General features: G+C 40.5%; 6 protein-coding genes. 5 read left to right on the top strand and 1 reads right to left on the bottom strand.

Annotated features, from left to right (window positions below):
- The first annotated feature begins 2 nt into the window (after positions 1-2).
- From J4N24_RS12270 to J4N24_RS12260, 3 genes are read left to right on the top strand one after another with little or no spacing between them, the layout of a single operon-like run.
- On the top strand, positions 3-1,937 hold the full coding sequence (locus J4N24_RS12270) for a glycoside hydrolase family 97 protein (RefSeq protein WP_207533982.1): 1,935 nt from the start codon (positions 3-5) through the stop codon (positions 1,935-1,937).
- Positions 1,938-1,960: 23 nt separating this feature from the next.
- Complete coding sequence (locus tag J4N24_RS12265) at positions 1,961-4,567, top strand: glycoside hydrolase family 31 protein (protein ID WP_207533981.1); 2,607 nt, start codon at positions 1,961-1,963, stop codon at positions 4,565-4,567.
- A gap of 41 nt (positions 4,568-4,608) precedes the next feature.
- Positions 4,609-5,565 (top strand): glycoside hydrolase family 43 protein, encoded by a 957-nt coding sequence (locus tag J4N24_RS12260; RefSeq protein ID WP_207533980.1) that lies wholly within the window; start codon positions 4,609-4,611, stop codon positions 5,563-5,565.
- A 49-nt stretch (positions 5,566-5,614) separates the two neighbouring features.
- Here J4N24_RS12260 and J4N24_RS12255 read toward each other — a convergent pair whose 3' ends face one another.
- The gene (locus J4N24_RS12255) at positions 5,615-6,700 is read right to left on the bottom strand and encodes an endo-1,4-beta-xylanase (RefSeq protein ID WP_207533979.1); all 1,086 of its coding nucleotides are present in this window, start codon (positions 6,698-6,700) and stop codon (positions 5,615-5,617) included.
- A gap of 534 nt (positions 6,701-7,234) precedes the next feature.
- Here J4N24_RS12255 and J4N24_RS12250 point away from each other — a divergent pair.
- A complete protein-coding gene (locus J4N24_RS12250) occupies positions 7,235-11,248 on the top strand; it encodes a hybrid sensor histidine kinase/response regulator transcription factor (RefSeq protein ID WP_207533978.1) in 4,014 nt (1,337 codons plus the stop codon).
- Between the two features lie 934 nt (positions 11,249-12,182).
- Positions 12,183-15,350: a SusC/RagA family TonB-linked outer membrane protein gene (locus tag J4N24_RS12245; protein ID WP_242691607.1), complete on the top strand. Its 3,168-nt coding sequence runs from the start codon at positions 12,183-12,185 to the stop codon at positions 15,348-15,350.
- Positions 15,351-15,352: the final 2 nt, after the last annotated feature.

The raw sequence follows: 15,352 nt of genomic DNA, 5'->3' as shown, positions 1-15,352 counted from the left end.
TTATGAAGGCCGTAATTACAACTATCCTTTTGTTATTTACCTTTTGCGCACACTTAGTGAAGGCGCAAAAGTTGAGTGTTCAATCTCCCAATAAAAAAAATATTGTCGCATTATATCAGAAGGGTAGGGAAGGCAATTACCAATGGTACCTTAAGGTCTCCCACCTCGATAGTGGAAAGACTAATACAGTAATTCCAGAGATAAATCTAGGTCTCAAAAGGAGTGATCAGGAATTTTCGCAGAATCTAAAATTTTTGAGAAATGGAAAGCCACGGCTGGTTAAAGAAACTTATACTGCTCTTCATGGCAAAAAATCGCTTTGTACTAACTATGCCAATGAGGTAACTATCCACTTTGAAAACCCAGGCAAGGCAAAGTTGAATGTCATCATCCGGGCTTACGATGACGGGATTACCTTTCGATATGAGTTTCCTGAAAAGAACGGAAGTTTTGTGATGTTAGATGAGCTGACATCTTATTCCGTTCCCCAGAATACTAAGCGCTGGATGGAAAAGTGGAATCCTGCGAATGAAGGACTTTACACTTTGATGAGCGATGAAAAGATTCAAAAGCAGGAATGGTGCTATCCTGCGCTTTTCCAGGCTAAAGGTTTATCTTCCTGGTATTTACTCCACGAAGCAGATTTGAATTCTACGTATTGTGGTACTAAGTTGAGTAATACCTCGGACCCTAATAAGTATAAATTAACTTTCCCGGATCAGAGGGATGGCCGGGGACAAGGCTCATCGACCCCCTCAATAAATCTTCCCTGGAAATCTCCCTGGAGAGTTGTAATAATGGGCAGCTTACAGGAATTAGTTGCTTCTACCCTTGTAGATGATGTTTCTACGCCAACTTCAATAAAGAATACCAATTGGATTAAGCCTGGGGTAGTATCGTGGAATTACTGGTCAAGCAATCACGGCACAAAGGATTATAAGATTGTAACTGATTTTGCTGATCTGGCAGTAGAGATGGGCTGGCCCTATACCTTACTTGATTGGGAATGGGATAGTATGACAAACGGGGGGAACCTTGAAGATGCTTTAAAATATATCCGGGCAAAGGGGATAAAACCGTTAATGTGGTACAATTCAGGTGGCAATCATACTTGGGTGTCCTCTACTCCTAAAGACCGTATGCTTACTCATGAAAACCGCCTTGCCGAGTTCACTAAACTTAAGAACCTCGGAGTCGCTGGCGTAAAGATCGACTTCTTTGAAAGCGAGAAACAGGAAATGATCAAGTATTATCTTGACATCCTGGAAGATGCCGCAAAATTTGAAATGATGGTCTACTTTCATGGGTGTATAGTGCCCAGAGGATGGACAAGAACATATCCACACCTCATGACGTACGAGGCCGTACGAGGTGCAGAGTGGTACAACAATGGACCCGAATTTACAACTACAGCACCTGAACATAATGCTACACTTCCCTTTACGAGGAACATAGTAGGAGGAATGGATTATACTCCCGTAACCTTCACAAATTCTCAATTCCCACACATTACCTCTTATGGGCATGAGTTGGCTTTAAGTATTTTATTCGAATCGGGCTTGCAGCATATGGCTGATCGTCCTGAAGGCTACGGGGACTTACCTGATTATGTAAAGTCTTTCCTCAAATCAGTTCCTAATGCCTGGGATGAAATCCGATTGCTGGAGGGCTATCCGGGTAAGGATGTGATTATGGCCCGCCGCAAGAATAAAATCTGGTATATCGGCGGAATAAATGCTGAAATAAGGGAGAAGAGACAAAACTTCAAACTACCGTTTTTGCAAAAGGGGACTAAGTACAAATGTACTATCATCGCAGACGGTAAGCATGATAAAGAGTTTTCATCCCAATCCATAGAGGTCAATGATTCCTCATTCTTAAATGTGAAATTACTGCGCAGAGGTGGTTTCGTAGCTATTATAACACCTGCGGACTAAAATTAAAAATTATACCCTGATCTATGAGAGTATTCATTTCGATTATATGCTTGCTTCCCTCTGTTCTCTTCGGGCAAACATATAAGAAACATCTTTTAAAAGCCAACAGGCTCTCCATTGATCTTTCAGAAGGTGTTCTGAACCTTATTCCATTAACCGACAAAGTAATAAGAGTAAGCTGGGAGAAGGATGGACTTAAGGAATCACAGGAGTTAGTTTTGGTAAATAGGATGGTTGCTCCAAAATTTAAGTTCGCAGAAACTGCAACACATTTGAAGTTGATAACCTCCCAACTTACGGTGCTTTTTAGTAAGAAAACTACGGCTCTCGAATTCATAAATGCTGCGGGTAAAGTGTTTCTGAGTGAAAAGCCTGGGGGCCGAAAGTTAATAGAAAACACGGTGATGGGAGAACGCTGCTTTATAGCTGAGCAAAGCTTCGTTTCCCCCTCCGGCGAGTCTCTGTTTGGACTAGGCCAGTTTCAGGACGGCAATTATAATCTAAGGAACGTCAGTCGTAAGCTAACTCAGGTAAATACTCAAATCGCTATTCCTTTCCTTTATTCCAGTAATAATTACGGGATTCTCTGGCATCAATACGGTTTAACGGACTACAACCCCACAGATAATTATGTGAATCTGGTAAAAAGGGATACTATAGCTGGTGAAAAACGTGATGCTGAGGTTACTACCACGGCAGGTACTCAGCAGGTATCTCAACAACAGTCCGTATATAAGGGAACATTTAATATTCCAGCCGACGGTGAGTATTCTATTATGCTTGATTTGGGCGATATGGACAACCGGCATTTGGTAGTGATTGACGGAAAGGCAGAGATTGATCAGTCAAACTTATGGCTCCCTCCATCCGCTGGAAAGCTTATAAAACTAAAAGCAGGAACTCACGAGGTGCAAATTGTTTGTAAGGCGTCAAATACCCCTAGGTTTTCCTGGGAATCAGCAGACAATATCACAACTTTTCGTTCTCCAAATGCTAAGTCTTTAGATTACATTGTATTCGCTGGTAGAAATGCTGACGAGGTAATTGCAAATTATCGTAATCTTTCCGGAAATGTCCCAATGCTGCCGCTGTGGGCCTACGGCTTCTGGCAATGCCGGGAACGTTACACATCAGGAAATCACCTGGTGGAGACCGTAAAGGAGTTTAGAAGACGAAATCTCCCTGTGGATGTGATTGTGCAGGATTGGCAATATTGGGGGAAATACGGCTGGGGCGTTCCTAAATTTGACGAAGCTAACTACCCCGATCCCGCTAATTTTATTAAGCAATTGCACGATTTAAATGCCCGGTTCTCTGTTTCTGTTTGGGAAAATCTCGATAGAAAATCGGAAGTAGCCAAGGAATACGTTGAAAAAAAACTTTATATCCCTAACAGTCCCTGGATTGATATATATAATCCTGAAACCCAAAAGACGCACTGGAAGGCTCTGAACAAAAATCTTTTTAGTAAGGGTGTTGATTCCTGGTGGATGGATGCAACAGAACCTGAAAACGACGCTTTGAAAGGAAAACAGACCTATTATGGACTCGGGGATTTCTACCGTCTTACTTATCCATTATTGGTTTCAAGAGCAGTTTACCAAGGTCAGCGGACTACTGATCCAAGCAAAAGAGTAGCTATTCTAACGCGTTCAGCTTTCCCTGGTCAACAACGTTATGGCACGATCAACTGGTCTGGGGATATAGGTTGGAATTGGGATACTTTTAAACGCCAGATCGTAGCGGGACTGAACTTCAATATAACCGGAATGCCGTATTGGACCACTGACATTGGAGGGTTTTTCCGGCCGGGTCGTTCTCAGTACACTGACGAGAAATATCATGATATTCTGACCCGTTGGTTCCAGTGGGGGGTGTTCAATCCAATATTCCGGATACATGGTTACCAGTCTGAGACCGAACCATGGAAATATGGAGAAAAAGTGGAGAATAATATGAGAAGCATGCTCAATCTCCGATACATGTTATTGCCCTACATCTACTCACAGGCGTGGCAGGTTTCGCGCAACGGCTCGACAATAATGCGGCCAATGGTAATGGATTTTGCAAGCGATGAGAAAGCTGTTCAGCAAGGTTTTCAATACATGTTTGGCAAGTCGATGCTCGTTGCACCTGTTACGGAAGCAGAAGTAACAAGTTGGAATGTTTACCTTCCGAAAAATACTCTTTGGTATGACTACTGGACAGGAAGAAAATGCAAGGGTGGACAAACCATAACTGCCGACGCTCCTCAGGATAAAATTCCTGTTTTTATTAAAGCCGGTTCAATTATCCCAATTGGACAGATCAAGCAATACAGTTCTGAAAAGACTTCTGGTGATCTGGAGATCAGAATTTATCCGGGTGCTAATGGGAGCTTTCAACTCTACGAAGACGAAGGCGACAATTACAATTATGAAAAAGGGCACTTTACAATTATTCCATTTAGTTGGAATGATAGTACAAGAACCCTCGGGATTGGAAATATTCAAGGTTCTTACCCTGGTTATCTTAGGAATAGAACTTTAAGGATTTTCGTGATAGAGGATGAGAATCGAGCAGGTAATGTGGCGAGCGTGAAGAAAACTTTATCTTATCATGGAAAAGGAATTACGGTAAGCTTGAACTAGTATTATTAAGCGAATCTTATTATTAAACAGATATATAGAATATGAAAAAAGTTTTTTTTGCAATAGTTCTATCCTTAGGATCGGTGATAAATTCAAAGGCACAAAACCCCATCATTAAACACATCTTCACAGCTGATCCTTCGCCTATAGTCCATAAAGGAACGGTCTATTTGTATACCGGGCATGATACTGCTTCTGTTACAGCAACGAACTATAATATGCCCGACTGGCATGTCTTCTCCTCTAAAGACATGAAAACATGGAAGGATCATGGAGCTCTACTTTCGCCAAAAACCTTCTCATGGGCAACTGGCGATGCGTATGCCGCCCAGTGCATAGAACGAGGCGGGAAATTCTATTGGTTTGTGTCAACCTTTCATAAGAGCGATAGCGTAAGCAAAGGCGGAGCTGCTATTGGTGTAGCTGTCTCAGATAAACCTACAGGCCCTTTTAAAGATGCTATTGGTAAAGCTCTTATTACTAACGAGATGACTAAGGATAAGCCTCATGCATGGGATGATATTGATCCCACTGTTTTTGTAGATGATGACGGGCAGGCCTACATGTTCTGGGGCAATGGAAGTTGCAAATGGGTGAAGTTGAAGAATAATATGATCGAAACGGATGGTCCTATCACAGTTCTTAATCCAAAGAATTATATTGAAGGGCCATGGGTGTACAAGCGCAAAGGTCTATACTACCTGGTCTATGCAAGTGCAGGAACAAAGCCTGAAATGATTGAATATTGTACAGCTTCGAACCCTGCAGGACCCTGGGAATATAGAGGTATAATTCAGGAAAACGTTCCGAACAGTTTTACCACTCACCCGGGCATAGTAGATTTTAAAGGAAAGTCATATTTCTTTTATCATAATGGTTCTCTGCCCACCGGAGGAAGTTACCGGAGATCAATATGTGTTGACTATATGTACTATAACGAAGATGGAACGATTCAAAAGATCGTACAAACAACCGAGGGTGTTAAACCTGTGAAATAAGGTTAAATAATCCCTGAGCTTATTTTTAACTCAGGGATTATTCTTTGCTTTAAAACTTAACCACTTCCCAATAAGCCTTTTTCGGCTTCAATTCCTGGTCGAATAACAAAGGAAAGTTCTTTCTCCCGCGTCCATCTAACCAGGTATATTTATCTGAAACGTTCCAAAAAGTAACCCCGGTTACATTCTTTTTGTACTTCCTGAAAACATCAAACACCATTTTGTATTTTTCGAGTTGCTGCTGCTCCATTTCAGCGGTAAACACGGATTTTTGCTGTTGAGGTTGCTGCTGGCCCTGTATCAATTGGCCTCCCTGCCTTCCACTATAAACCGATATGTCAAGTTCGGTAAATTGTACTTGCAGACCTAGTGAAGAAAACATTTCTATAGATTTCTCAAGCTCTTCGCGAGTAGGTGTAGAGATTGACCAATGAGCCTGGAGGCCAACGCCATGGACCGGAACACCTTTATCTTTTAGTCCTTTCAGTAATTTAAAAATTTTATCCCTTTTTGCAGGGATTTCAGTATTATAATCGTTATAGAATAGCACTGCATTAGGATCTGCCGCATGTGCATACTCAAATGCTTTTTCTATAAATTCCTCTCCTGCGATCTCTGTCCATTTTGTTTTGCGGAGGAATTCCGGTCCGTCTGCAATAGCTTCATTAACAACATCCCAGGCGTAAATCTTCCCCTTATACCGCGAAACGACAGTATTTATATGACTTTTTAATCTCTGAAGAAGTACATCTTTACTTACATTATTACCTGTAGAGTCTATAAATAACCAGTTTGGCGTTTGGGCATGCCAACAGAGCGTGTGCCCTCTTACTTTTAGCTTATTTCTCACCGCAAAGTTGACTATAGTGTCAGCATCCCTCCAAAAATATCTGTCTTCTCTTGGATGTATTGGCCCCATCTTCATTGCATTCTCCGGAGTTATACTGCTGAATTCATTGAGAATAAGCTTCGACTCTTCTGATGATAGTTCTGAAGGCCTGACGGCTACTCCCATGGGAAAGTATTTTTTGTAATAGTCTTTTAATCCTTTAACTTCTTTAAAACTCTTAGCACTTATAAAAATAAAGGCTGCAGAGGCTAACAGTAAAGGGATTTTCAGTAAGTGTGTCTTCATATTCAAAAGTAATTTCAACTTATCGCACCCAGTGCTTTTTATAGATAATTATTGGATGCAGATGTTCAAAAGCTTTTCATTGTTATACTAAACCTTAAAGAAAAACCTCCATGAGCAGAAAGCCACAAACGGAGGATGAAGGTTTCGGGAGGTTATTTTCGGCCTCTTTATAGACGTTAGACTTTCAGAAAAAACGTGGGTACTTTAAGCAGGAAACGCCCTATGCTCCTGTTTTTAACGCTTTATTGAACATATGTGCTATCTTTCCGTACAATTACTACATTGTTAATCATGCTTCCAAAATTATTTTTACATCCATACAAGTCCGAACTAATTAACCATATCGAACAACATTAGCGTATCTTCGTATAAGACTTCCTTATGTTGAATCTTGTGAGGATAATGTGTGTGACCAATTAAAAATCCGAAGAAAACGAATAGCCAGAGATGTTGAAGCTGAGATACTGTTATTTCCTTATTTTTTTCATTTTTCTTTCAACCAAAATTCTTGCGCAGCGAAGTGAACTGAATTTTATGAATTTCGGTAGCAGGGAAGGCTTATCTTCAAATATAGTTACCTCTATTCTGAAAGATAGATTTGGATATATGTGGTTCGGTACAGACGATGGTTTAAATAAGTTTGACGGAAAACAATTCACCGTTTACCGGCATACTGAGGCAGATTCCACAAGTATCTTTTCAAATGAGATTCTTGATATTTACGAAGACGAAAAGGGAAATTTGTGGATAGCTACGGAGGCAGGAATAACACTTTATAATCGTAAGATGGATTCATTCATCAATTACAATAAGGTGGTCGGTCTTCCAGTGGTATCTTTGACTAGTGCCCCAGATGGAAATTTATGGTTGGCAAGTTACAGCGGTCTTATACTATTCGACCCTTCTAAAGGAAAAGCCTATCCTTTTCCTGCAAAAAGCCGTATTGATCAAACGCTCGTATCCAAGGGGATTAGATGTGTATTTAAGGATAAAAGTCATCGGATTTGGGTTGGTACTGCTAGCGGGCTGTATCTGTATAAAAATGCCTCTGGAACCTTTAAACGTTATTATCATTTAGAGGGAGACAATTCAAGCCTGGTTGATAATTCAGTGTCTACTATTACCCAGGACAATAACGGTAATATCTGGGTTGGAACAGATAGGGGTCTGAGCAGACTTTCACCAGGGACTCATAAGTTTAACTCCTATAACCAAAGCTCAGATAGACAGTCTTTGAGCAGTAATCTTATTTACGCGGTTGCAGCAGCCAAAGATGGGAAAATATGGGTGGGAACCGAGGATGGACTTAATATTCTGGAACCTTCTACAGGCCGTGTAGAGCGGGTAGTAAGAGATTTAAGAAACCGTTATAGCCTTATAGGCAAGGCCGTAAAGTCTATTCTTATAGACAGAGATGATGTTTACTGGGTGGCAACTTTTCGCGGTGGGATAAATAAATATGATAAAAACCTTCCATTTTTTAATCTGCGCCAAAGCAATCCTTTTGATCCAGCAGGTCTGAGTGCTTCAGTGGTTACTTCCTTTGCAAAATCTACAGAACCAGGTATTTATGTTGGTACAGATGGTGGAGGACTCAATTACTTCGATCCTAAGACAGGCTTGATAAGACAGTTGAAAATTGCTAACGACGGAAAGGCTAACTCAATCTTAACAATGGAAAGCGTGGGATCTGAAATTTGGATGGGTACTTTTCTCAATGGGCTTTTTATTTATGATACAAAGACAGGGGACACAAGACAGGTAACTGCCGGTATTGATCCGCAAAGCATTAGTGGTACAGATGTCTTCTGTATAAGGAAGGATAGCAGAGGTAATGTATGGATTGGAACCAATGGCCAGGGGGTAAACATGTACGATGTTACCAAAAAAGTGTTCCGGAGATTCAGTAAATATGAGAAGGGAACAAATTTTATCCAGCTAAATGGATACATTCGGGCGATTGAAGAAGATCATGATGGAAATATTCTGATTGGATCTCGTGGAGCAGGAATTGTTATCTACAATCCATTTACCGGTGCTTCTCAGAATCTGAACAGAAATAATAGCAAGCTCCCCAAAGACAATATAAATACGATTCTGGTTAGCTCAAATGGTACTATGTGGGTGGGGATGACTGAAGGAGGATTAGCTTACTTCGATACCAAGAAAAAGGAATTTGTATCCTACACAGAAAAAGATGGACTTCCGAATGAAGCGATCTATAAGATACTTGAAGATAATTCAGGGAAGATATGGGTAAGCACGAACAAAGGTGTAAGCAGCTTTGATCCTAAATCCAGAAAATTCAAGAATTACTCCTATTACAATGGACTCCAGAGAAGTCCCTTTGTATTAGGGGCAGGGTTAAAGCTCAAGGATGGAACTATGTTTTTTGGGGGAATAGATGGTTTTAACTATGTTAATCCTGCTGATTTACATTCTAATAAAATCGTTCCAAGGGTGGTACTTACTGATTTGAAAATTTCTAACAGGAGTGTAGTTCCCGCCGAAGATTCCGAAATTAAGGAACATATTTCGGTGGCCAAAGAAGTAGAGATAGATTATAAGCAGAACTTTTCATTCAGTTTTGCAGCACTTAACTTCACATCTCCTCATGAGAACAGATACATGTATAAACTGGAAAAATTCGATAGAGATTGGAATAATGTTGGTGCTATCAATACTGCTGTTTATACTAACCTCGATCCGGGAAAATACACCTTTTACGTGAAAGCTGTAAGCGAATCTGGCGACTGGAAGAGTCCTGTTACCTCTATTGTTGTTTACGTTCGTCCTCCTTTTTGGCGAACTTACTACGCATATGCCCTTTATATTCTGTTAGCTGGATTTATTTTATGGTATACTCGCCGTCGGGGAATTGAAAAACTGGAAGCGAAGTTTGCGCTTGAGCAGGAACGTATGCAAGTTCAGCAAATGATAGAACAGGAACGCAGGGAGGCCGAACGCTTGCACGAATTTGATCAGTTGAAAATTAAATTCTTAACTAACTTAAGCCATGAGTTTCGTACACCTATTTCTCTTATAATGGGGCCGGTTGAGCAATTATTACAGCAGGAAGGCCTTCCTCAAAAAGCTGACAAACTTAATATGGTGCGCAGGAATGCAAGGAGGCTTTTGAACCTGGTGAATCAGTTACTGGATTTCAGGAACATGGAGGAGAAGGAATTAAAATTGAACGATACAGAAGGTGATTTTATAGCCTTTGCACGGGATGTAGCAGAATCTTTCAGAGATCTTTCTGCCAGGAAACAAATCAATTTTGAGTTTAGGAGTCAGTTAAGATACTACTTTACGCGATTTGATCATGAGAAGGTTGAGCGCGTTTTGTTTAACCTTCTGTCTAATGCTTTCAAGTTTACCTTGCAAGGAGGGGAAGTTGTTTTAAAAATTGATAGAGCGAGTAATGGCGCAGGACTAAAAGTATGCCTTATTGATACTGGTATAGGTATAGAGGATGATGCCCGTGAAAAGATATTTGAACGGTTCTTTCAAACAAATGCGAGCTCAGCAATCCTTAATCAGGGAAGCGGAATAGGGTTATCTATAACAAAGGAGTTTGTGAAATTGCACGGTGGTACAATTGAGGTTGAAAGTATCTCGGGAAAGGGCTCAACCTTTATTATTAACTTTCCGTTTGAAAGTATTCAGGACGAAAATCAGGCGGAAGAACCTGAATTTGCCATACAATCTCCTGACATCACTATCGGAGAACAAAAAGCTGATTCAGAGCTTTCTTATGCACAACTACCCGTAATTCTTTTAGTAGAAGACAATGATGATTTTCGCTTCTACCTCAAAGATAACTTGAAAACTTTTTATAGGATTGTCGAAGCTACCAATGGCAAAGAAGGATGGCAAAAAGTATTATCTGCTCACCCTCAGCTTGTGGTTAGTGATATAAGTATGCCTCACGCGAGTGGGATAGATCTGTGCAAGAAGATAAAGTCGGATAAAAGGACGAGTCATATCCCGGTATTGTTATTGACTGCTCTTACCGGGGAAGAAACACAATTAGAGGGATTAGAAACTGGTGCGCATGATTTTATGACCAAACCTTTTAATTTTGAAATATTAAATGTTAAAATCCGGAATCTGCTTACCTTAAATGAGCGATTAAAAAGCACGTATACCAAACAATTGAAGGTGTCGGCGCCCGAGATTAAGGTTGAATCAGATAATGAAAAGCTGTTGAGTAAAGTGATCCAATACATAGATTCCAATCTCACCAACCCCCAGTTATCTGTTGAAGACCTTAGCCGAAAGGTAGGAATGAGCAGAGGGTCGTTGTATACTAAAGTTTTGGAGTTAACGGGCGAAACTCCTGTTGAGTTTATCCGCTCGGTTAAGCTGGACAGAGCTGCTGTTCTACTAGAAAAAAGCGATATGAATATTGCGCAGGTTAGTTACTCTGTTGGATTTTCAACTCCAAACTATTTTGCCAGGGCTTTCAAGACTAAATTCAATATGTTACCTTCCGAATTCATCCAGGTAAAACGAGGAGAAAGAACAAAGAATGAAGTAAAGTAGTATTTATCCAATATCAGACGAAGAAATTTTACGCACGTTTGTCAGGGAAACTTTGGTTTCCCTTTCTTTTTACCAGTAATTCAGCTAAGTCTTTCCTATAAAAAATATTCTAAACGCATTCTAACTAATTTCAGCTTCTTCCATTCAACGTCATTCAACGTCTGGAGTATGCTCCTTTGAAGAAGCTGTTATAAGACAAATGTACTATAGGGCACATTCGCTTCGGGTAGTTTGTTAATGCTATCAGTTTGATTTGATACTAATATTCAACTCTAATAGCCTCTAGATACTTGAAATGCAGTCTTTAAATAGCCTGTTGAACAAAATGGGTTATAATTTGAACAATTGTGCCATGTGTAAAAATGCTGGGTATCTACTTTAGAGAAATCAATTCGGGAATAAAATACTCCAATTGATCCTGGAAACTTGGAATTGAAATATGGAAAGCATTTCAAATTAGATCAAGGAGATCAGGGCGAACTTGCTATTAATTAACCAAATTATATTTAGATGAGACAATCTTTACTAACCAAAGAAACCCTGCCGGGATTTCAAATCCTTTCTCTCTCGCAACATTATTGGATAAGAGCGAAAAGCATTACTTAAGAACATCAGCTTCCTAAGTTTTTTCAATTTATTTCAATAGAAGGAATTAAAGTGAGTTCTGAACTGAGCTTACTTAATGGGATTGTATTGACAAAACTAAGGTGCCCTGTATCGGATGAAACACTAACAATTATTTAAATTATTGAGGGCAGACCAAACACCTGCTTTCTATTATTCAAGCTTACACTATGCTATAGAATTAACATTGGTGCCGTTCCCGGCCAGAGCAAGGGATGCCCGTATTGAGAATAGGTTGATCTGTTAACCGAAGCAGAGGCTGACATTGAAGTCCTGCTATTAATTATGAAACTTTTATAAACTGTTAATAATGAAAAATGAAAGAAAGCAATTTCTTAAGATTCCGTGCCTGGTTTTACTGATCATTTTCAGTGTTTTGAAAACCTATGCGCAGGATAAAATAACACTAAGGGGAACTGTGGCGGATTCCAGGGGTTTATCTGTGATTGGAGCCATTGTAGCTGTAAAAGGGGATAATACAAAAAGAACTACTACAGATGCGGATGGAAGATTTACTTTAACGTCTATTGATCCAAGTGCAACACTTGTAGTTACGTACCTCGGAATGATAACCAAGGAGGTAAAAGTTAGTGGGAATTCTACCATCAAAATTACACTTCAGGAAGATAATAGGATGCTGAACGAGGTAGTCGTTGTAGGTTATGGGCAGCAAAAAAAGGAATCACTTGTTGGTGCGATCACCCAAACAAGCGGAAAAGTTCTAGAACGTACTGGCGGTGTTACTAATTTAGGGCAAGCTTTAACTGGTAATTTACCTGGCGTTGTTACTACCACGTCGAGTGGTATGCCGGGAGATGAAAACCCTGAGATTCTAATTCGTGCTCAGACAACCTGGAACAATAGTTCTCCATTAGTTTTAGTTGATGGAGTTGAACGTCCTATCGGTACGGTAGACATCTCCTCAGTAGAAAGTATTTCGGTACTTAAAGATGCATCGGCAACCGCAGTCTTTGGAGTAAAAGGTGCAAACGGAGTTATTCTGATAACCACAAAAACAGGTACTGCGGGTAAGGCTGTGGTTAGAGCAAAAGTTAACTCCACTGTTAAAACGGTTTCACGTTTACCTAGAAAGTATGATTCTTATGATGGCTTGTCGCTAAAGAACCGGGTAATCGAAAGAGAGCTATCTGTAAATCCTGCCGGTTGGAGCCCTTCCAATGTAGTACCACAAGAGATTCTGTTGAAATACCGTTTCCCGGCAAACTCCGAGGAGTGGGATCGATATCCAAACGTTGATTGGGAAAAGGAACTGTTAGCTGATTACGGTATGTCTTATGGTGCTAACGCGAGCATTTCAGGTGGTACCAAATCTGTAACTTATTTTGCATCTGCTGATTATGCACATGAGGGTGACATCTTTAAAACCTTTGAAAATAATCGGGGCTATACTAATGGCTATAGTTATGATCGGATCAACTTTAGAAGTAATCTTGATTTTAATGTAACCAAAACTACTAAACTTTCTACCAAATTATTTGGGTCGAACGGTAGGCGTATGTTTCCCTGGGATCAACCTGCGAATAGCAACTTTTCACAAAACTTTGTTTGGTCGTCCGCTTATAAATCTGCTCCCGATGCCATTCGTCCAATTTATTCAGATGGAACATTTGGGCAATACACAAATAACTTTGATCAGCCCAATTCAGTTGCTGATCAGGCAACTGCCGGTTTTGAGCAAAACACGAACACTCAGCTAACCACAGATTTTGTATTGAATCAGGACCTTAAAATGCTTACAAAAGGGCTTAGCTTAAGGCTCAATTATTCTTTTGACAATACATTCTTAGAAATCGATCGTGGTATCATTGATAATAACCTAGGGGAGAATCAAACTCAACGAAAGTACGTAAATCCTTTAACCGGACAGGTTACTTATACAATCCCGACTAGTGGAACTACCGGTTTAGATTATTTCGGAGTGACCAATTGGCGGGTAAGTCCAGGTGCCGTTGACAAGGGACAAACCTACCGCAGAAAAAATTATTCAGCTCAGCTGAATTACAATCGGAGCTTCGCGAAGCATGACCTTGGATTGATGGGTCTGTTTATGAGGGAACAAATTGCCCGGGGTAGCGTGTTTCCAAAATATAGAGAAGATTGGGTTTTCCGTACAACTTATGGTTTTGCTTCGAAATACCTCTTGGAGGCAAATGGTGCTTATAACGGATCAGAGCAGTTTGGGCCTGATTATCGCTTCGCGTTCTTCCCCTCTGTCTCAGCAGGATGGGTAATAAGTAATGAGAAATTTATGAAGAAGCTGGAATTTATCAATAACCTGAAACTACGCGGATCGTGGGGTAAGATAGGAAGTGATAGATTGGGTTTTGATGAATTCGCTAACCGCTACTTGTATAGGGATCAATGGGCCTTGGGCGGAAATGCAGCCATGGGTACCCTGAATCAAAATTCACCTTATACCTATTATAGAATGACCCAATTGGGTAATCCTAACATCGCCTGGGAAAATGTAGAAAAAAGAAATATTGCGGTCGATTTCGGCTTTCTTAAGGGATTAGTTGCGGGAAGTTTAGACATGTTTAAGGATGTAAGAACTGATATCATCATTTCAGGAAATTCAAGAGCTATCCCTCAGTATTTCGGACAAGCTGCACCAAATGCAAATCTTGGTAAAGTTGAAGGAAAGGGCTTTGAGCTCGAATTGAGGTTTAATTATAAGGTAAACAAGGATATTAGGGTATGGGCTAATACGAATATGACCCGTGCTTTAAATACCGTAAAATTCCGTGATGATGGTGAGCTACTGCCGCAATACCAAAAGCAGGCAGGTTGGCAATTAGGGCAGGTAAGATCATTTTTGGAGTCAGCGTACTTACGCTCTTGGGATGATGTTTACGGAAGCACACAGCGTAATAGCAATGATGCGTTCAAACTTCCCGGAGACTACAATATTATCGATTATAATGCTGATGGCATCATAAATTCGTTTGATCAGGCACCTTATGGCTATTCAGGCTCTCCACAAAACACCTATAACGCTTCTCTAGGTTTCGATTGGAAAGCATTGAGCCTTTTTGCCCAGTTTTATGGCGTAAACAACGTGACCCGTTTCGTTAACTTCCCCACTTTTTTTAAAACATCATCTCCTTCCAATGTCGCATTTGTAGAGGGGACCTATTACTCACCTGTTACAGGTCAGGGCAATACACCTCTTCCGCGTTGGGGTGCAGATCCTGAAGGTCTTACCGGTGCACGGTATCAATTTGACGGATCTTATATAAGGTTGAAAAACGTTGAGGTTGCCTATACCCTAAGTGGAAGAGCTGTAAACAGATTAGGTGTTAAGTCTGCAAGGCTGTTTGTTAACGGGAATAATTTATGGGTTTGGAGCAAAATGCCTGACGACCGCGAGTCGAACTTTGCAACAGCAGGCAGTTCAGAAAGAGGATCATACCCTACAACCAGGCGTTATAACTTCGGTGTCGACTTAAATTTTTAAGA

The sequence above is a fragment of the Desertivirga arenae genome (assembly GCF_017355785.1).
In the GTDB taxonomy this organism is placed as follows: Bacteria; Bacteroidota; Bacteroidia; order Sphingobacteriales; family Sphingobacteriaceae; genus Desertivirga; species Desertivirga arenae.
This window is presented reverse-complemented; position numbering and strand designations above follow the sequence as displayed.